This window comes from Ensifer sp. Root423 (genome assembly GCF_001426275.1).
Classification (GTDB): domain Bacteria; phylum Pseudomonadota; class Alphaproteobacteria; order Rhizobiales; family Rhizobiaceae; genus Ensifer; species Ensifer adhaerens.
On sequence record NZ_LMEG01000017.1, the window covers coordinates 31,764 to 47,869 of the forward strand.

General features: G+C 60.7%; 18 protein-coding genes and 2 pseudogenes. 7 read left to right on the top strand and 13 right to left on the bottom strand.

The genetic code is table 11. The annotated features are described in order from the left end of the window. Nucleotides 1–110 precede the first annotated feature (110 nt). Together ASD01_RS34780 and ASD01_RS17840 are read right to left on the bottom strand one after the other, a co-directional pair. Nucleotides 111–533 (bottom strand): type II toxin-antitoxin system VapC family toxin, encoded by a 423-nt coding sequence (locus ASD01_RS34780; protein ID WP_082584644.1) that lies wholly within the window; start codon nt 531–533, stop codon nt 111–113. Further along, on the bottom strand, nt 530–784 hold the full coding sequence (locus ASD01_RS17840; protein WP_034798579.1) for a type II toxin-antitoxin system Phd/YefM family antitoxin: 255 nt from the start codon (nt 782–784) through the stop codon (nt 530–532). Before ASD01_RS17840 ends, ASD01_RS34780 begins: the two co-directional genes overlap by 4 nt. Before the next feature lie 420 nt (nt 785–1,204). Here ASD01_RS17840 and ASD01_RS17845 point away from each other — a divergent pair, with 420 nt between their 5' ends. The 4 genes and pseudogenes from ASD01_RS17845 to ASD01_RS35655 all read left to right on the top strand — a co-directional run. Further along, nucleotides 1,205–1,927 carry a sulfite exporter TauE/SafE family protein gene (locus tag ASD01_RS17845; RefSeq protein WP_060644210.1) on the top strand — a complete coding sequence of 241 codons (723 nt, stop codon included), beginning with the start codon at nt 1,205–1,207 and terminating at the stop codon, nt 1,925–1,927. A 160-nt stretch (nt 1,928–2,087) separates the two neighbouring features. Beyond that, complete coding sequence (locus tag ASD01_RS17850) at nt 2,088–2,342, top strand: type II toxin-antitoxin system VapB family antitoxin (RefSeq protein ID WP_034798574.1); 255 nt, start codon at nt 2,088–2,090, stop codon at nt 2,340–2,342. Further along, nucleotides 2,342–2,717: pseudogene (locus tag ASD01_RS17855) on the top strand (type II toxin-antitoxin system VapC family toxin); the annotation flags it as partial. The gene ASD01_RS17850 and the pseudogene ASD01_RS17855, both read left to right, overlap by 1 nt. Nucleotides 2,718–2,931: 214 nt before the next feature. Continuing rightward, nucleotides 2,932–3,144, top strand: a pseudogene (locus tag ASD01_RS35655) (integrase); the annotation flags it as partial. A gap of 800 nt (nt 3,145–3,944) precedes the next feature. Here the strand turns inward: ASD01_RS35655 and ASD01_RS36810 are convergent. The 9 genes from ASD01_RS36810 to ASD01_RS17910 form a co-directional block, all read right to left on the bottom strand. After that, a complete protein-coding gene (locus ASD01_RS36810; RefSeq protein ID WP_060644211.1) occupies nt 3,945–4,301 on the bottom strand; it encodes an aldehyde dehydrogenase family protein in 357 nt (118 codons plus the stop codon). Further along, nucleotides 4,298–4,708, bottom strand: coding sequence for an aldehyde dehydrogenase family protein (locus tag ASD01_RS37280; protein ID WP_280138782.1), 411 nt, complete (start codon nt 4,706–4,708; stop codon nt 4,298–4,300). Before ASD01_RS37280 ends, ASD01_RS36810 begins: the two co-directional genes overlap by 4 nt. Nucleotides 4,709–4,733: 25 nt before the next feature. Next, a complete protein-coding gene (locus ASD01_RS37285; RefSeq protein ID WP_338082516.1) occupies nt 4,734–4,973 on the bottom strand; it encodes an aldehyde dehydrogenase family protein in 240 nt (79 codons plus the stop codon). 105 nt (nt 4,974–5,078) lie between these two features. Continuing rightward, nucleotides 5,079–5,510 carry a DoxX family protein gene (locus ASD01_RS17885; RefSeq protein WP_034798570.1) on the bottom strand — a complete coding sequence of 144 codons (432 nt, stop codon included), beginning with the start codon at nt 5,508–5,510 and terminating at the stop codon, nt 5,079–5,081. Then, nucleotides 5,497–6,498: an alpha/beta fold hydrolase gene (locus tag ASD01_RS17890; protein WP_034798568.1), complete on the bottom strand. Its 1,002-nt coding sequence runs from the start codon at nt 6,496–6,498 to the stop codon at nt 5,497–5,499. The genes ASD01_RS17885 and ASD01_RS17890 overlap by 14 nt, the downstream gene beginning before the upstream one ends. Nucleotides 6,499–6,687: 189 nt before the next feature. Next, nucleotides 6,688–7,659: an ABC transporter permease gene (locus ASD01_RS17895; RefSeq protein ID WP_089046050.1), complete on the bottom strand. Its 972-nt coding sequence runs from the start codon at nt 7,657–7,659 to the stop codon at nt 6,688–6,690. 11 nt (nt 7,660–7,670) lie between these two features. Then, nucleotides 7,671–8,651: an ABC transporter permease gene (locus ASD01_RS17900; protein ID WP_060644214.1), complete on the bottom strand. Its 981-nt coding sequence runs from the start codon at nt 8,649–8,651 to the stop codon at nt 7,671–7,673. Next, nucleotides 8,648–10,189 carry a sugar ABC transporter ATP-binding protein gene (locus ASD01_RS17905; RefSeq protein WP_060644215.1) on the bottom strand — a complete coding sequence of 514 codons (1,542 nt, stop codon included), beginning with the start codon at nt 10,187–10,189 and terminating at the stop codon, nt 8,648–8,650. Before ASD01_RS17905 ends, ASD01_RS17900 begins: the two co-directional genes overlap by 4 nt. A gap of 71 nt (nt 10,190–10,260) precedes the next feature. Next, nucleotides 10,261–11,385 carry a sugar ABC transporter substrate-binding protein gene (locus ASD01_RS17910; protein ID WP_034798635.1) on the bottom strand — a complete coding sequence of 375 codons (1,125 nt, stop codon included), beginning with the start codon at nt 11,383–11,385 and terminating at the stop codon, nt 10,261–10,263. Between the two features lie 350 nt (nt 11,386–11,735). Here ASD01_RS17910 and ASD01_RS17915 point away from each other — a divergent pair, with 350 nt between their 5' ends. From ASD01_RS17915 to gntR, 3 genes are read left to right on the top strand one after another with little or no spacing between them, the layout of a single operon-like run. Beyond that, nucleotides 11,736–12,647, top strand: coding sequence for an SMP-30/gluconolactonase/LRE family protein (locus ASD01_RS17915; protein WP_060644216.1), 912 nt, complete (start codon nt 11,736–11,738; stop codon nt 12,645–12,647). A gap of 15 nt (nt 12,648–12,662) precedes the next feature. Beyond that, on the top strand, nt 12,663–12,887 hold the full coding sequence (locus ASD01_RS17920) for a tautomerase family protein (protein WP_060644217.1): 225 nt from the start codon (nt 12,663–12,665) through the stop codon (nt 12,885–12,887). Beyond that, nucleotides 12,884–13,939, top strand: coding sequence for an HTH-type transcriptional regulator GntR (gene gntR, locus ASD01_RS17925; protein ID WP_234824553.1), 1,056 nt, complete (start codon nt 12,884–12,886; stop codon nt 13,937–13,939). The genes ASD01_RS17920 and gntR overlap by 4 nt, the downstream gene beginning before the upstream one ends. Before the next feature lie 326 nt (nt 13,940–14,265). Here gntR and ASD01_RS17930 read toward each other — a convergent pair whose 3' ends face one another. Beyond that, on the bottom strand, nt 14,266–15,057 hold the full coding sequence (locus ASD01_RS17930) for an inositol monophosphatase family protein (RefSeq protein ID WP_060520826.1): 792 nt from the start codon (nt 15,055–15,057) through the stop codon (nt 14,266–14,268). Next, nucleotides 15,054–16,085 (bottom strand): sugar phosphate isomerase/epimerase family protein, encoded by a 1,032-nt coding sequence (locus ASD01_RS17935; protein WP_060520827.1) that lies wholly within the window; start codon nt 16,083–16,085, stop codon nt 15,054–15,056. The genes ASD01_RS17930 and ASD01_RS17935 overlap by 4 nt, the downstream gene beginning before the upstream one ends. Nucleotides 16,086–16,106 lie beyond the last annotated feature (21 nt).

Sequence of the window (16,106 nt, forward strand, 5' to 3'; positions counted from 1 at the left end):
CGAGGGGAGCCACTCGCAATGCAAGCTCGAACCTCTAGAGCAGCCTCGTCCAAGGGGACCTAGCATTATACGGACTGAGTTCGGAGGTAGTATGGCGGCTGATACGATCGTCAGCCTTGCCATGGATCGACAACCACAACACCGGTGCCTTCGAAATCCCTGACATTGCGAGTCACGACTGCCATGTCGTGAACCAAAGCAGTCGCGGCAATCAAGGCGTCTGCTTCGTTGCGCCTGTCGGGAACATGCAAGTGCGCGCAACGAGTCGCAACCGCATCATCGACCGTCAGAATGCGACCTGCGAACTCGGGTCGAACCTGGCCGTCGAGCCAAGAGCGCAGCCGCGCGCCTTGTGCGGCATCCCGGCGCTGCACGCTAAGCACTCCTCGCTCCAATTCAAGGACTGTGATGGCCGAGATGAAGAAGCGAGCCGCATCTTCTGCCCCAATCCACTCTACGACATTGGCATCAGCTTTGCCGTCGCCGACCTTGCGTAGTTCCGAGATAACGTTGGTATCCAGCAAGTACTTCAAGAAAAATCCACTTCGCGAGGTCCGATTTCAACACGGCGCAGCTCGAAATCGATTGCCGAGAGACCCGGCATAGCGAGAGCCTCGATAAGGCTACGGTGCTTGCCGCTCAAGCGCTCGAATTCATCATAGGTCATGAGGACATGCGAAGGCTTGCCGCGGTCTGTGATGATAACCGGGCCGCTTTTTGCCGCCTTCTTGGCGCTGCTGACGTCATGATTCAGTTCTCGGCTGGAAAGGGTCGTGATGCTCATGGGGCACACCTCCATGTAGGTAATTACCTACATATAACATTGAAGGACGGAATTGCAAGTCGAGTAGACGCCTGAGCGCTAACTGAAACGGAAGCGTACGTCCCAGTCGGTACATTATGCGATCTTAAACGCACAAATCGGAAACAACCACAGCACAAGATCGTCGCAGCTTGCCATCGACAGCGCTGAAGCGACGGGATGAGCAGCGTTCAAATCCCGTCACTTCCCGTCCTTCGGGAAGTGCGCTGCTCGGTAAGCGTTGTTCCCCTGACACGTGGCTCAGATTAATTTAGATCAAACGCTACTGGCGCGTAGGGACTGCCGCGCAATCGATTTATTAGACAGTACGAATTTGTTCGGCTAACTCGAATCGAAATAGGGTTGGGCTTACGCATCCACGCGCTCTCGGTGTAATAGCGAATGGGACTTTTTCTCATCTTAATCATCGGCCTGCTTGCCGGGATCATAAGTGGCATTATCGGTACTGGCTCCTCAATCATGCTCGTCCCAGTGTTGGCCTATTTCTATGGGCCAAGAGAAGCTGTGCCTATAATGGCGGTAGCTGCCGTCATAGCGAACATTTCCCGGATTCTTGCATGGTGGCGGGAAGTTGATTGGCGAGCTGTGGCAGCCTATGCGGTTACTGGCCTTCCTGCCGCGGTTCTTGGCGCGCGAACGATGCTTGTCCTGCCGCCAGCGGCAGTAGATGCGGCGATTGGATCATTCTTGCTCTTGATGATTCCTGGACGTCGCTGGTTGGCCGCAAACCTTATCCACTTGCGATTACCTCATCTGGCCGCAGCCGGAACGTGCATCGGCTTTTTGACTGGGATCGTGGCCTCGTCTGGACCTGCTTCCGTACCGGTGTTCATCGGTTATAGTTTGACCAAGGGAGCCTTTATCGGCACCGAAGCTGCAGCTTCGCTCGCGATCTACACTACCAAAGCACTCACCTTTCAAGGATCGGGAGCACTTCCTTTTATTCTTGTACTGAAGGGTCTCACGGTGGGGGCATCTCTGATGGTCGGTTCCTTCATAGCGAAACCTTTTCTTCTCCGCCTCACGCCAGAGGCTTTTCGCCATATCATGGATGCGCTGCTGGTAACTTCAGGACTCAGCCTGCTTTGGGGAGCGGCGGTCTAGGCAAGACGATAAGGCGCGAGCCGCGATCGGCTAGTTAGCGGCCATATTGGCATTCCACGGTAACAGATCGCTGATTGGCCATTGACTATTAGGCCGCGTCGGCTGGCGCGACGGTGCTATAGGTAGAATATAGAAAATTTAGGAGCCTTGATCGACAAGAATGGCGCTGAGCATCAAAGACCACGACACTGAACAGCTGGCCCGCACCCTTGCCGAACGGACCGGTGAAAGCATCACACTGGCAACCAAGCGTGCGCTCGAAGAGCGCCTGCGACGGCTTGGCTCTGACTTGCGCAAAGCCGCTCTGCTCGAGGACCTCGAAGCGATTCAGCGACGCTGGAACGCTCGGCCCGTTCTCGACAGCCGCACAGCCGACGAAATTCTTGGCTACGACGAGAACGGACTGCCATCCTGATGGTCATCGATACCTCCGTCCTTGCCGCCATCGCCTTCAATGCGTCGGAAGCGGCGGCTTTGCGAGAGCGCATTGCAGAACGACCCCGTCAGGCTCATCTCCGGCGCGACCGTCCTAGAGGCTGCCATGGTGATCGAAACTCGACTTGGGGAGGCCGCAGGCGCCGATCTCGACCTCTGGCTCTATAAGGCAGAAGTCGAAATCGTCCCAGTTACAGCCGAACATGCCGATCGTGCGCGGCGCGCCTGGCGGCGCTATGGCAAGGGACGTCATCCGGCCAGCCTCAACTACGGCGACTGCTTTTCCTATGCTCTTGCGGCGCTTTCGGGAGAACCGCTCCTCTACAAGGGCAACGATTTTTCGCAAACCGACATCGCGGGCGGCGTGAGGACGAATTCATGGTGGCTCGAAGCGGCCCACCAAAAGCGCCCGCGGACGTGTCGGCGACCACACAAAGCGGCAAGCGGAGCCAGAGCGGAAAACCGTGCTTGATCGACGATGTATGGCTGTGCGCCGTAGAAGGCATTCCGGGTTCGGAGCGCCGCGTGATGTCGGCACACGGCGATCTCTATATCAACGGCCTGCCGAAATGAGCGAAGCCTCCTCAGAATCCGTCCTCAAACGCGCTGAAGAACTCGACGCGCTCGACGCCATCCTGCCCTTCGATGGCCGCGGCCAGCTTGCGGCCCTCCTAACCAACGACGATGTCGCCACGCTCAAGCATCTGGCCAGCGAGGGCGAAGTCATTTCGTCTCGAGCCCTGCTACTTGGACTTTTGGAGAGCGGGGACCGCTCGGCCTCCCACCGAGCGCCGGAGATTTGCGACGCTTCGTCGCCCCTCAAGTTTGATTAATGCGTTCGCCGCCCTTGGAAGTAATCTGGCGGGACCTGTAGCTCGATGGTTAGAGCCCGCTCAATGGGTCGCAGGTTAGAGTCTTGCCGGGCTCACCATGCCCTTAGGATGATTGATCTCTCTTGGACGTCAATCCGAAGTGCTGCAGAGTAGCCGCTTGGGGCAAAAGAAGCCATCGCCGCGCTATTGGCCGCTGATTTCAACCAGTCTCGGGTGCTGATAAATAGTAGGACGGCCAGCGTGATCTCGCGGCAGCAACGTGACGTCAATCGGTCGCCCGACCCCGTTCTAAAAATAACGGCGATCGCGTCCTCGAGGACTTTTGACAGGCCGGGGACATTTAGTCCACCCAGACTCTGCCCGACTAGCACGACTCTTTTGTTCGCCGGGTTTTGAGCTCGGGACCTTGTCGCCAAACTACTTATTCAGGATGGCGTGCACTGCGACTGACGCGCTGAGGCGCCAGTCGTAGAGGAATTGCAGGACCGAGCTTAAATATGGGATGGCCTACCAACGGTCGGAGCCCCACCGCGATGAATGATCAAGTCCGGCGGCCTGGTTGCACTGACACCGCCTGATCCGTTGCCGCTGCTCATCAGGTCGAGCGGCCGTCGAAATCAGAAGCCGGTGCGGCAATGTCCGGGTGCAGACAAGTTGGCGACATTTGAACGTCCGCTATTCGCGGAGTATCCGAGCGACGCTGCGAACGGACGCGTGGCAGGGGTTCACTTCCAACGCTTATGCGACGCTCAGGCAAAGTACTTGATATTGACGTAGTCATCAGTTCCATATTTGGAGCCTTCGCGTCCCATACCCGATTGCTTGATGCCGTCGGACGGAGCCATTTCGGTCGAGATGAGTCCGGTGTTCCCGCCCACCAGGCCGGTCTCCAAGGCCTCCGCAACACCGATTCGAGAGACGTCGCGGGAAAAGAAACATCCGGCAAGACCAAACTCGGTATCATTCGCCATCTCGATGACCTCTTCCTCCGTGTCGAAGGACCAAAGGTCTCTTCGCGAGCAACCTTCATCTCGGAGGTGCCCCCCAAGAACAGTCGGCGAGACGAACTGCTCACCCGGTTCGCCGGATTTGCCGCCAACCGTCACGCGAGCGCCAAGCGAGAGGACATCTTTTCTAGATGCTCCTTGACCTTCGTCAGCGCGTTTCCATCGATTCTGGATCCTTTGGCAAAGCCGTTCCCCACCTTCAGGCCGCTCACCCGCCGGGAAAGTTTTTCAGAGAACTCCTTGTAGACACCGGACTGGACGTAGATGAGGTTGGCGCACACGGATGTCTGCCCGGCATTGCGAAATTTTGCGACAACCACACCTTCGACGGCGGCGTCGATATTTGGCATTGTCCAGCACGATGAACGGCGCATCGCCACCAAGTTCAAGGCTGAGCTTCTTGATCTGATCGCACCCTGACGCGTCAGGATCCTGCCCACATTCGTCGAGCCAGTGAATGAAATCTTCCTGACCAACTCGCTTGCGCAGAACATCGATCCGACCATGGCGGCATCTGTTGACGTGATTACGTTACCCCGACGGTATGCCAGCACGCTCGACAAGAACACCGAGCGCAAGGGCCGACAGTGGGGTCCGTGCGGCAGGCTTGGCGACAAGCGAGCAGCCAACGGCCAGAGCTGGCGCTAGTTTGCTCGCGAGCACCGCGCTTAGGAAACTCCAAGGCGTGATGGCACCGACGACCCCGACCGGCCTTTTCGGGACAAGGATGCGTTTGTAGGAAGCCAAGCGCATAATCCCGGGACAGGACATGTCGGGTTTCGAGGCAGAGCTTCGGTTATCCCTATGGCAGCTTGACTAGCACCTCGGTGCCCAAGCCGGAAGCCCCTCTCGGCCACCTATGCGAGCACTGCGCCGTTAGCCACCCGCTTGCCGTCGCGGCCGATTGCACCGCAAAGGCCAGGTCACGACACCTCCTGCAAAGACAGCGAGCCAGACGACGACCGGTTGCAGCGGCAGCCTGACGGCGTGATACAGCCACTGCCAAGGAGCGACTTCCGGCGCAGTCAGGCTGTCCAGCGCATGCTTGATATTGGCCGGAAAGACGAGCACCGCATAAAGGGCGAGCGCAATGCCGGCATATTTGCGAAGAGCCGGGATCAGCAGACCGATCGCTCCTGCGATCTCGCAAAGTCCTGTCAGCAAGATCATCTGTGGCGCGTCAGGCACCCACGAAGGGGTGATGGCGACAAAGGGCGCTGGAACGGCCATGTGCAGAACGCCCGCCGTTCCATAGAGCGCGACCATGCCGGCCCTGCACCTCAACCGCCAGTGATCAACGCTCGCCATCTGCCGCGATCCGCGCTTCAATCGTCCTTGCCACGGCACTCAGATCGACTTTCCGGCCACTGATCTTTTCGATCGCCGCGACGGCCAGATCGCTTGCGACATAGTCCGACTTGTGCCCGAGATTGTGCACGACCATAAGCCTCGCGCCGCGGATATCCCGGGCCAGGTGCCGTGCATGCACATTGGGTGAGACAATCCTGTCGACGTCGCCGGTTATGATGACCGTCGGCACCCTGATGTTGCGGTATTTCCGACTTGCCGTCCGGGTCCAGTCGTTGAGTGCCGCCACTTCCTGGGCATTGTGCCGGAAGGCTGCGGGCCTGAGGGCCTGCAGTGTCCGGGCTTCACGCAGATAGTGTTTCGGCATTTTGTTCGGCGCAAATGTCGCGCGGGTCGCGCTGCCGATCGCAAGAAGGCCGATTGGCGGGGCGATCAGAGTGCTGAAGAGCGCACCCGACACAGGAACGGCTGCTGCGTCATAATACCAGGCGACGCCGCCGTTCCAGGGGTAGACGGCTGGCGACAGGAAGACGAGACCGACAACCCTTTCGGGATGGCGCACGGCAAGGGCCGCTGCGATCGCGCCGCCAAAGGAGTGGCTGACAATGATCGCCTTCGGGATCCCGCGCCTTGCCATAAGAGTTGCAATGGCGTCCGCCTGTCCGTCAGGCAGTATGTTTTCAGATCCGCCGACATCCGAGCCGCCATGTCCCGGCCGATCGACGAACAAAAGCGTCGCTCTTCCTTCGAGCTTCCCGCGAAAGGCATACATCGGGTCGTAAAGACTGGCGCTGGCACCGTGGATGAAAACGATCGGCGGCAGGCTCGTCTGCTTGCCGGGTTTAAGAAGTACGCTGTTCAGACTGAAGCCGCCGACATCGATGCGAACCGGGCGCGCCTCGTCCGCGATCGCCCTGAGCGGCTCGAAAATGGTCCCGATCAAAATCAGCAGGCTTAGGACTACCTGAAATCTTGCGCGCGCTTTCATGACGTTCCTGAAGAATAGCGACCTCCAGGGGATATACGTGCGAGAAGCGCAATCGGTTTTGGTCTCTAATCCGGTGTGGTTCGCGACAGCATCGAACACTGTCCAACCGTCGATGCGGCGGAACTCCGTCGCATCGCCGAGAGCAGCGTCAAGGTGCGATGCCGAGTGACGTGTCGCGAGCCCGCATTCCTACCGGCTCGCCGGCGCGCGACCATAAAGCAGTAGCATCAGGATAATCACCACACCGTAGATGATCTGGCGCCCGGCTTCGGGCATCTGCGTAACGGAAAGGATCGATTGCAGGAGCGTGATCAGAATGACGCCCGCGACCGTACCGAGATAGGATCCCTTCCCGCCGAGGATTGACGTTCCTCCAAGGACGACCGCCGCAATGGCCGGAAGAAGATAGGCATCACCCATGGATTGCGCGGCCTTAGAGGCATAGCCCGCGAGCAGCACCCCGCCAAGGGCCGAAAGCCCGCCCGAGGCGGCAAAGGCAATCATGACGATGCGGCGGGTGTTGATGCCGGAGAGATAGGCCGCACGCTCGCGATTGCCGATGCCGTAGACCGCGCGCCCGAAGCCCGTCCGGCGCAGAAGAAAGACCATCGCCGCGCCGATCAACGCCCAGATGAAAACCACGTTCGGAATACCGGGAACCAGAGCGCCGGTGGCGAGATAGCGCATGGCTGTAGTGGCGGAATCCTGCGGCGAGAACCCGCCCGTATAGACCACCATCACCCCTTGGGCGACGGCATTGGTCGCCAGCGTCACGATCATCGAGGGGATGCGCAGGTAGGCAACCCCGACGCCGTTGACGAGCCCGATGCCGATGCCGCACAGGACGCCGAAGGGAATGGCAAGCGCTGTCCCGACCGGACCATAGGCCGCGGCCGCACAAGCCATCATCGCGCCCGTGGCAACGGTCCACGGCACCGAAAGATCGATCTGGCCGAGCAGGATGACGAGCATCATGCCGGTGGCGATGATGCCGAGGAAGGACGCCACCTTCAATTGCTGCAGCAGATACTCCGGCGACAGGAAGCTGCGCGAATAGAGGCTGCCGAGCACAAGCAGCAGCAGGATGCAGCCGAACGCAGTGACCACCGCCGGGTCGAGATTGCGTATGAAGGTCGATTTGCGTCCGGTTGCGCCAGTCATTGCCGTCTCGCTCACAGGAACCACTCCAATCTATTGCGCACCCTGAAGAGCGCAAGGGCCCCGAGGCTGATGGCCGCCAACAAGATCAGTCCCTGGAACAGCGGTTGCCAGAGTGGATCGAGATCGAAAACGAACAACAGGTCGCCGATCGTGCGGAATGCCAGCGCACCGAAGACGGCGCCGATGGCGCTGCCCTTGCCGCCGAACAGCGAAACGCCCCCCAGCACCACGGCTGCGATCGAAAACAGCGTGTAGGCGTTGCCGCTGGCGAGTGCTGCGTCGCCGGTATAGGTAAAAAAGGTGAGGAACAGCCCCCCGAGTGCGGCGACCAGTCCCGCAAGCGTGTAGGCGAGCAACTTGCCGCGGCGGATCGGCATGCCGGACATGTAGGCGGCCGTCTCGGAGGAGCCCACGGCATAGGCTGCACGCCCATAGACCGACCGGCTGAAGGGCACCCATATCACGACGACTACCGCTGCAAGCGCGACGAGGCTCGCCGGCACAACCCCGAAAATCCGGCCGGTCAGGGCATCCGCGAGCCCCTCGTTGACGGATCCGCCGGGAAAAGGCCGCAGCAACAGGGCAAAGCCGAAATAGACCGCCCCCGTTGCGATCGTCGCCACGATCGGCTGCAGTCGCCCATAGATGACGATCGCGCCGTTGATGGCGCCGCATGCAGCCCCGACGCCAAGGACGACCACGACGCCGAAGGCCGTCTCAAGCGGCGAGCCAACGACCAGCCACGAGGCCAGGCAGTTGGTGAGAAGGAAGATCATGCCGACCGAGAGGTCGATGCCGGCGGTGATCACCACCATGGTTTGAGCCATCGCGACAAAGGCAAGCAGCACGCCCTTGTTGGCGGCCGTCTGGATAACGTTGGCGGTGAAGCCGGCCGGATGGTTCGATGTGTAGATGATGAACATCACCACGAAGATCGCAACCGCCGCCAGCGTGCCCCGGTGTTCCGTCAGTCGATACCGCCAGTCGTTCATTGGATGGGCTCCCGGTGGCTTGGGTCTGCGGACGGAATGTTAAGTGCGCTCGCAATCAGCGCGCGCTCCGTTATCTCAGGGCCCGCCAACTCCCGTTTTACCGCCCCGTCATAGAGCACGAGGACCCGGTCGCAGCAGCCGATGAGTTCGGCATAGTCGGTCGAATAAAAGAGGATAGCTGCGCCTTCGTCCGCCAGACGCCGCAAGAGCTGGTAGATCTCCTGCTTGGTGCCGACGTCAATGCCGCGCGTGGGGTCGTTGAGAAGGACGATGCGCGGCTGCCGCATCAGCCACTTCGCAATGACGACCTTCTGCTGGTTGCCGCCCGAAAGCGCCCCGACCGGCGCGTCAATGTTGCCCGCCTTGATGGACAGCAACGTCATCATCCGGTCGATAGCGCTCTCTTCTTTGGCGCGATCAATGATCCCGCCACGCGTCAGCCGGTCGAGAGAGGCGAGCGAGAGATTGTCACGCACCGTCATCGGCAGCATCAGCCCCTCGGTCTTGCGGTCCTCGGGAATGAGCGCCATGCCGATGCCGTGCCGGCGCGCTTGCGCAGGGCTACCGATGCTGACCGCTCTGCCGTCGACGAGAACCGTGCCGCGCAGCCCGCGCAAGACCCCGAACAGCGCCAGGAGAAGGTCGCGCTGTCCCTGCCCGTCCAGCCCGCCGAGACCGACGATTTCGCCTGCACGCAATGAAAACGAGATGTCGTGAAGGCGGTTCGCCCAGGACAGATTTCGCGTCTCAAGGACGGGTGCCGCTGGTGCAGGCGGGCCCGGCTTGGGTGGATAGACGCTATGATATTCACGACCGATCATCATCTCGATGACCTCGCTGTCGCTCCTTGTCCCTGCCGCGTAGCTTGCAACCTTGCTGCCGTTTCGAAACACGGTGCAATCGTCTGCCAGTTCCGCAATCTCGTTCATCCGGTGCGAGATGTAGACAAGCGCCAGCCCCTCAGAGCGCAGCCGCTTCAACACGGCAAAGACCTTGGAAACATCGGCCGCCGTGAGCGCCGACGTTGCCTCGTCGAGAATGAGGATGCGTGGCTTGCGCGCGAGCGCCTTGGCGATCTCGACGATCTGCTGGCGCGACAGCGGCAGGTCCTTGACCAGCGCCAGAGGGTGGATGTCTGCCGCACCGGCACGCGCCAGCGCCTCTTCTGCCAGACGTCGCTGGGCCTTGCGGTCGATCATGCCGAACCGGGTCGGCGGATTGAAGATAACGATGTTGTCGGCGACGCTGAGTTCCGGGATCAGCGACAGCTCCTGGAAGACGCAGGCGATGCCGGCGGCGTTGGCGGCGGCCGGTGACGCAAACGTCACCGGCTGTCCATCGAGCGTCATCTGCCCCTCGTCGGCGGCCACAACGCCCGCCATGATCTTGATGAGCGTCGACTTTCCGGCACCGTTCTCGCCGAGAACGGCGTGAATGGCGCCGGTCCTGACGGACAGTTCGGCATTTTCAAGCGCCCGCACCCCGCCGTAGCGTTTCGATATGCCTTCCATGCGAAAGAGCGGTGCGCCGCTTCCCATTGCGCTCTCCGGAAAACCGTTGTTGACGACAGGGCACTGCACAGCTGTGCGGTGCCCTGATCCTGATCGAACTACTGGTTATCCTTGCTCTGCTTCATGATCTCCTGGGCGGAGAAATTGATCCCGCAGGTGGGGAACGAATTGCCGACGAAGAAATTGTCGGACTCCGCCTGGAAATAATCCTGGCCTTCCTTGAAGTTCGGATCTTCGACGATGGCCAAGGGCAATTTGACCGACTGCGGCACCACCTGACCCTCGAGCGCGGCAATCGCCGTCTTGATGGCGACGGCCACTTGCGCGGGTCCGGTTCCAGCCGACGAGCATTTCAGGCCGTCGGCGGCATGTGCCGCACAGAACTTGCGAAATCCGTTTTCGGTTTCGCCGCCGAAAGGCACGAAGGGGTGCTTTGCGTCGATCATCGCCTGAACGATGCCGGTGTCGCCGCCCTGCCCGGTAATGCCGTCGAAGGGGCCGCTGGTTGCGATTGCGTCCGCAGTCACCTTCTGGGCGACGCCGTCGTCCCATTTGCCCATGACCTCGACGACCTCGAACTTCTTGCCCGACGCCTGGAGCTTCTCATGGATGCCGTCGTGCCTGTCGGTATCGACAGACGTGCCGGCGACACCGCGCACCTCAAGCACCTTGCCGCCATCAGGCAGATGTTTGACGAGCCAGTCGCCCCACAATTGCCCGAGCCCCTTCTGGTCGACGTTGACGTTGATGGCGTCCTCGGTGTCGAGGATGTTGTCGAAGGCGACCAGCACCACGCCAGCTTCCTTCGCCCGCTTGATGACCGGCGCAAACGCCGTCGGATTCTGGGCATTGACGACGATCGCGTCATAGCCGGAGTCGATGAAGTTGTTGATCGCCGAGATCTGGGCCGGCACATCCTCGCCCGTCGAAACGACCTTGAACTCCTTCAGTTTGGCTGCGACGTCGGGTTGAGCGGCATAGGCCTTGGCGGTCTGCACCATCTGGATACGCCAGGTGTTGGCGATGTAGCCGTTGGCAAGTGCGATGCGATACGGGCCGTCCTTTTTCGGGAACTTGAAGAATTTCGTGTCCGCCGACCACGGCGCGAAACATTCCGGCTCGGCTGCAGGCCCTGAAACGATTTCCGGATCTGCATAGGCAGCAGATCCAAGCATGAAAAAGGCAGTGGCGGCAACGATGCCGCCAGCGAGTGACTTCACCATCGACATTTCCTCCCATTGGCGCGCCACTTGTTTGTTCTCCAGCCCGGGGATGAAACTCACCCTCGAGCGGCACGAACTCCTGCGGCACCGGCACGCTGGATGCCTGCTTTCACCATTGACGAGGCGCTCTGGTCTCCTCCCGAAAACACCGCTGTCTCTTAATTAGGTAGCGCTACCACATGCGATTGTAAAGTAACATTTGCGGATTACGGAGGACCGAATATCACCGGTTTAAGATCGAAATCAGCGTGATTTCGACGTCTCGGAAGGAAGCCTATTTCCTTCCGCAATGATAGCGCTATCATATCGCGACGCTCAAGAATACGTTCTTTGCCGCATGAGGGAGCCCTATGGCCGAGGATTTCGAGATCGTAGACCCGCGCTTTGCCCGGCTGGTCAACCACAGCGCCCGCGTGGAGCAGCTTTATACGGGGTGTCGCTGGGCCGAGGGGCCGGCCTATTTCGCCGCCGGGCGCTATCTCGTCTGGTCGGACATCCCCAACGACCGGATGCTGCGCTATGACGAGACCGATGGGCATGTGAGCGTCTTCCGGCAGCCGTCGAACTTTTCAAACGGCAACACCACCGACCGGCAGGGCCGCCTGGTGACCTGCGAGCACGGCGGCCGCCGCGTGACCCGCACGAACCATGACGGCAGCATCACAACCATCGCCGATCGCTGGAACGGCAAGCGGCTCAACTCACCGAACGATGTCGTCGTGCGCTCCGACGGGTCGATCTGGTTTACCGATCCTGCCTACGGCATCGAGAGCGATTACGAAGGCCACAAGGCCGAAAGCGAAATCGGCGCCTGCCATGTCTATCGCGTCGACCCGGCGACGGGCGCGGTCACTGCCGTCATTAAAGACATGGTGCGGCCGAACGGCCTTGCCTTCTCCCTTGACGAAAGACGGCTCTACGTCGTCGACACCGGACGGACGCACGGCCCTGATCTTCCAGCGCATATGCGTGTATTCGATGTTGATGAAACTGGTACCGCGTCGGGTAGCGAGGTCTTTGCCGATTGCACCGCCGGGCTGTTTGACGGCTTCCGTCTGGATGACGAAGGCCGGATCTGGACAAGTGCCCGCGACGGCATCCACTGCTATCACCCGGACGGCACCCTGCTCGGCAAGGTCAGAGTGCCTGAAAACACCGCCAACTGCGTGTTCGGCGGGCCCAAGCGAAACATCCTCTACATCTGCGCAACCAGTTCGCTTTATGCCGTTCGGCTGATGGTCAACGGCGCACGTCTCTACTGAGGCAGGAGGTCAATCATGCCGTTCGTGCGGATCACCATCGTACGAGAGGTCCTCGGCGACGATCCTTCGGTCAAGAAAGCTGCGATCGCAAGCAAGGTCGTAACGGCGATTGCCGAAGCGACCGGGCTTGCCGAGCGTGAAATTTCCGTCGTCTTCGATGAGGTCGACGCAAGGAACTGGTATGTCGGCAACACCGATGTGGAGACAATGCGCGCGCGCAACCGGCAGGGATCGACGTGACGGACGACATCGTCTCCAGAGACCAGGGCCGCAAGGCAAGCCGGCGCGGCAGTGGCAGGCCGACGATCGCCGACGTCGCCAAACTGGCCGGCGTCGCGGCGATCACCGTCTCGCGCGCGCTGCGCGACCCATCGCTCGTTTCGGCCGAACTGCGCGCCGAGATCGATACGGCGGTGATCCAGCTTGGCTATGCGCCCGATCCCAATGCTCGCGCGCTCGCGTCCGCGCGAGCCGATGTGATCGGCGTTCTCGTGCCGTCGCTGACTAACATCGTCTTCGCCGACACCCTTCGAGGCATCTATGACGGGCTCGGCGACGGCCCGCTGCAGATCCAGATGGGCAACACCCACTACTCTCCACGGGAAGAGGAACGGCTGATCCGGATGTTTTTGGGCCAGCGGCCATCGGCGTTGATCGTGTCCGGTATCGACCAGACCGAAACGACCCGCAAACTGCTCGAGAGCGCGGATTGCCCCATCGTGCAGATCATGGAATATGGCGAGGATCCGGTCGATATGCTGGTCGGCTTCTCCCACTTCGATGGCGGCAAGGTGGCCACCAATCATCTGATCGAGGCGGGATATCGCCGCATCGGCTTCATCGGCGCCCGAATGGATCCACGCTCGCAGCGCCGCCTCGCCGGCTACCGCTCGGCGCTCGAGGCCGCACAGTCCTTTGATCCCAAGCTGGTGACAACCACGTTGACGCCGTCTCGCGTCTCGCTCGGCGGGCAGCTCCTGGCCGACGCATTGGCAAAGGTCGCCGATCTCGACGCCGTCTTCTGCAACAATGATGACTTGGCCATGGGCGTGCTGTTTGAATGCCAAAGGGCAGGCATCGCCGTGCCGCACCGCATGGCAATTTGCGGCTTCAACGACCTCGACATGATGCACGTCGCCTATCCGTCGCTCACCAGCATCCGCACGCCGCGCTATGAAATCGGCCGACAGGCTGTACAGATGGTGCTTGATCGACTGGCTGGCCTGCCAATCGCATCGCCAATCGTTGACCTGGGCTTCGAGCTCAAGATACGTGAAAGTACGATGCAATGACAACGCACCGCGCTGGAACCGAGCGGATCGGAACATCCGGAAACTTGCCGCAGACACCTCATCGCCTCGTCAATACCTCTGCTTCGAAGGCTGAGGCCTTGGTGGTATCGTCGGGCGGCTAGCTACCGCCCACTGAAGCGTCCGCAAATTGCCACCATGAACTGAGCTTTAGTGCCGATCTGCGGAATGTTCACCGAGCACGGCTACGGCAACGTCGAGTTCGGCCTAACTGCGCTTTGTTCGCGACAATGATTGTCGAGGATGGGTGGTGCTGAAGCCGAGCGCGACGATCAGGCAATTGATTAAGCGGCCCGTTCGTCTGGATTTCATCCTAGCCGGCTAAGGATCTTCACCGCGGCTCGATGGAGGTCGGCGTTTGCAGCCATCAACACGGTGTCGTACCGTGTCGCATCCGCAAGAGGCTGCCCATCCCAGTCGGTCACGATGCCGCCTGCAGCCAGAATAATGGGCATCTGTGGCAGGATGTCGTAGTCGAAAACATTGCTTTCGACGAGTAGGTCGATGCCGCCCAGCGCCAGCAGCCCGGCCGCGTAGCAATCGTGAGATATGCGGGTGAAGCGTACCTTGGCAGTCAAGGCATCGAAGCGCTCGTGGCGCGCGCGGTCGAACTGCTCAAGGGCCGAGGTGTAGAGGATCGCCTCGCCGAGCGCGGTCTTTTCGCTGGTGCGGATCGGCTCCTCATTAAGGGTCGCGGAGGAGCCTATGCCGAACCATCGTTCGCCGGTGATCGGCTGATTGATCATGCCGAGGACAGGTTTGCCGCGATGGAGCAATGCGATCTGTGTGCCGAAGGCGAGCGAGCCGGAGATGAAGGACTTCGTGCCGTCGATCGGGTCGAGCACCCACACCCATTCGGCATCCGTTCGGCATGCGCCGAATTCTTCGCCCCTGATCCCGTGGTTGGGAAACTGCGCCTCGATCATGCGCCGCATCGTGGCCTCGGCGTCGCGGTCGGCAATGGTGACGGGGCTGGAGTCTGCCTTGGCGTCGACGACAACACGCTTGCGGAAGTGCGGACGGATGACGCTGGCAGCGGCATCGGCCATGGCGTGCGCAAGTGCCATGTAGGGCGGTGGGCAGTCAGGCTCATGGGTCATCGTTCTATCCTCAAAGCTTCGGCAGCAATCTGATTGAGCATGGTTCTTACGGTTTCGAGCTGCCGATGAGCGGCGATGGCCTCTTGGCGCAGCCGCGCGCCAAGGTCGGTGGTCCCGATGTCCGTGAAACTCGCGGAGCGAGCCGCGATGAACGGGTCGCTTTCCTCCGAGGGGAAGCGCAGGGCGGGCGCGAAATAGCCCTCCTCTTCCTCGAGCCCGAAGCTTAAGACCTGCGCACGGTCCTGGCCAAGCAGAAGCAGGTCCACGAACATCGCATGCAGCGGCAGATGGCCGGTGCCAGTTTGGCAGGCGAGGTGCGCCCAGCCGTCGCGATCTTGCTGGACGAGGCAGTCTTTGACATGCACTTCGGTCACATAGGGTGCCTGTGCGGCAAGCGCCGGCAACGGCAGCTCATAGGCATTGATCATGTTGCCGAAGTCGAACAGCAGGCCAAGGCGCGGATTGGCGACAGCCTTTACGATGCCGATCAGCTCCTCCGACTTCAGGTCCTCGTGCTGTTCGAGCGTGTAGCGAAGCCGCCCCTCGGGATCGAAGGTCTCCAATCGTCGCAGATCAGCAATCGTTTGTGAGACAATTTCCGAGACGCGTCCCTCGTAGCGCGGATAGCAACGCAGCGACGTCGCGCCAGTGGCAAGCGCGATACGTACCGCATCAAAGAGACCTGTCTCCTGCGTCGTGCTGGTCTCGATATGGAGCTCCAGTCCGAACTGCTCGACTGCGGCACCATATTCAGAAAGCGCTGCGTCTGACATACCGGCGAGACTGGCTGCCTCGCCGTCCTCGACATGGACCTTGAGGCCGACGAGCCGCTGCTCATAGGCGAATTCGGCAAGCTGCAGCGGTGTCACTCCGCCAAAACGCATGTTGAGATGAAAGGCATAGGCGTGCGCAAACAGCGGCGCGTTGCGCGCCCGCTCCGCCAGCCGGGCGCGGGCCGGGCCGGAAAGGGTGGCAATTTTTGCGCGCCAGTCCGGCGACGCCAGATCGTCAAACGTCGTTTCGGTCAAAGAGCCGGCTCCTTCACAGGC

What these genes read in the sequence shown, in the direction of transcription:
- ASD01_RS17840 (WP_034798579.1), bottom strand. Translation starts at nt 784, where the DNA reads ATGAGCATCACGACCCTTTCCAGCCGAGAACTGAATCATGACGTCAGC.
- ASD01_RS17845 (WP_060644210.1), top strand. Translation starts at nt 1,205, where the DNA reads ATGGGACTTTTTCTCATCTTAATCATCGGCCTGCTTGCCGGGATCATA.
- ASD01_RS17850 (WP_034798574.1), top strand. Translation starts at nt 2,088, where the DNA reads ATGGCGCTGAGCATCAAAGACCACGACACTGAACAGCTGGCCCGCACC.
- ASD01_RS37280 (WP_280138782.1), bottom strand. Translation starts at nt 4,708, where the DNA reads ATGGTCGGATCGATGTTCTGCGCAAGCGAGTTGGTCAGGAAGATTTCA.
- ASD01_RS37285 (WP_338082516.1), bottom strand. Translation starts at nt 4,973, where the DNA reads ATGTCCTGTCCCGGGATTATGCGCTTGGCTTCCTACAAACGCATCCTT.
- ASD01_RS17885 (WP_034798570.1), bottom strand. Translation starts at nt 5,510, where the DNA reads ATGGCGAGCGTTGATCACTGGCGGTTGAGGTGCAGGGCCGGCATGGTC.
- ASD01_RS17890 (WP_034798568.1), bottom strand. Translation starts at nt 6,498, where the DNA reads ATGAAAGCGCGCGCAAGATTTCAGGTAGTCCTAAGCCTGCTGATTTTG.
- ASD01_RS17895 (WP_089046050.1), bottom strand. Translation starts at nt 7,659, where the DNA reads ATGACTGGCGCAACCGGACGCAAATCGACCTTCATACGCAATCTCGAC.
- ASD01_RS17900 (WP_060644214.1), bottom strand. Translation starts at nt 8,651, where the DNA reads ATGAACGACTGGCGGTATCGACTGACGGAACACCGGGGCACGCTGGCG.
- ASD01_RS17905 (WP_060644215.1), bottom strand. Translation starts at nt 10,189, where the DNA reads ATGGGAAGCGGCGCACCGCTCTTTCGCATGGAAGGCATATCGAAACGC.
- ASD01_RS17910 (WP_034798635.1), bottom strand. Translation starts at nt 11,385, where the DNA reads ATGGTGAAGTCACTCGCTGGCGGCATCGTTGCCGCCACTGCCTTTTTC.
- ASD01_RS17915 (WP_060644216.1), top strand. Translation starts at nt 11,736, where the DNA reads ATGGCCGAGGATTTCGAGATCGTAGACCCGCGCTTTGCCCGGCTGGTC.
- ASD01_RS17920 (WP_060644217.1), top strand. Translation starts at nt 12,663, where the DNA reads ATGCCGTTCGTGCGGATCACCATCGTACGAGAGGTCCTCGGCGACGAT.
- ASD01_RS17930 (WP_060520826.1), bottom strand. Translation starts at nt 15,057, where the DNA reads ATGACCCATGAGCCTGACTGCCCACCGCCCTACATGGCACTTGCGCAC.